Genomic DNA, 1,092 nt, shown 5'->3' on the forward strand with positions numbered 1-1,092 from the left:
CCGTGGGTTCGCGCGAGCTTCGCGTCCGTTTCATCGGCGACCGTCAGCGCGGCCAGAGCCCGGCGCGCATCGCCATACCGAGCCGGGTCCTTGACCTGACCTAATTCCGACACCCATCCCAGCAGGGCGTCGCTATCATAATGGCCATAGCCGCTATAGGTGAGCGTAGCGGCCGCGCCGCCTTGGAACGTCATGAAGGCAGCATAGGCACCCTCGGTCGGGCGATCGGCGTCCCAGTTGCCTGTGACAGCGCGGATGGAGGCGACAGGTCGCCCGATGATGCGTCGCACAACGTCAATCTGGTGCGCGGCTTGGCTATAGACGACGCCGCCGCCCCGGCCGCTGTCCAATTCTTCAGGACGGCGCAGCCGATACAGAAAATCTGTAAAATTGAAGGCTGTGACCAGCCGAACCGGGCCATAGCGGCCAGAGGCCACCAGCGCCGCCGCCTGCCGCACCGGCTCGTCGAAGCCATGGCTGGGGCCGACCATCAGAACGCGCCCGGCGGCGGCGGCGGCGCTCGCCATGGCTCCGCAATCCGCGACCGATGTCGCCATGGGCTTCTCGACCAGCACATGCTTTCCCGCGCGCAGCGCCGCGATCGTCTGCTCTGCATGCAATTCATGCGGGGTCGCTATGTAAACCGCCTGGATGGATGGGTCTGCCAGCAGCGATTCGATAGTGCCATGCGTGGTCCCCCCATAATCCTGAGCGAACCGTTCCAGGGCATCGGCGCGCAGGTCGAAAGCGGCGGCCAGCCGGACGCCGGGATGTGCATTCAGGGCAGGGAGGGTGAGCATGAAGCCCCGGCCGAGGCCAATGATTCCAAGGTTGATTGCGTTCATTCTGCTCCCTTGCCCGCGCCGGGGGTTGAACTGAAGGTTACATCCATGTAGAAGTATTTGCAAGCTGGCGTCACCAGGGGACGAGGCGCTGCCCGGTATATAGCGATAGCGAGGAAGAAGCGGAATAATGACTCCTGAACAGAACGACCTTCTCTGCCGCGTTGAGGGCACCGCACCAATGGGTCGCATCATGCGTGCACACTGGCTGCCCGCCTGCATGATCGAGGAAGTGGCCGAACCGGACGGG

1 protein-coding gene is annotated in these 1,092 nt (G+C 64.0%); it reads right to left on the reverse strand.

Annotation, left to right across the window (positions count from 1 at the left end):
• Positions 1-845 (reverse strand): Gfo/Idh/MocA family protein (locus QHC78_RS21020; RefSeq protein ID WP_319748090.1); only part of this gene is annotated, 845 nt, incomplete at its 3' end.
• Positions 846-1,092: the final 247 nt, after the last annotated feature.

It is taken from the genome of Pigmentiphaga sp., from assembly GCF_033795525.1.
Classification (GTDB): Bacteria; Pseudomonadota; Gammaproteobacteria; order Burkholderiales; family Burkholderiaceae_B; genus Pigmentiphaga.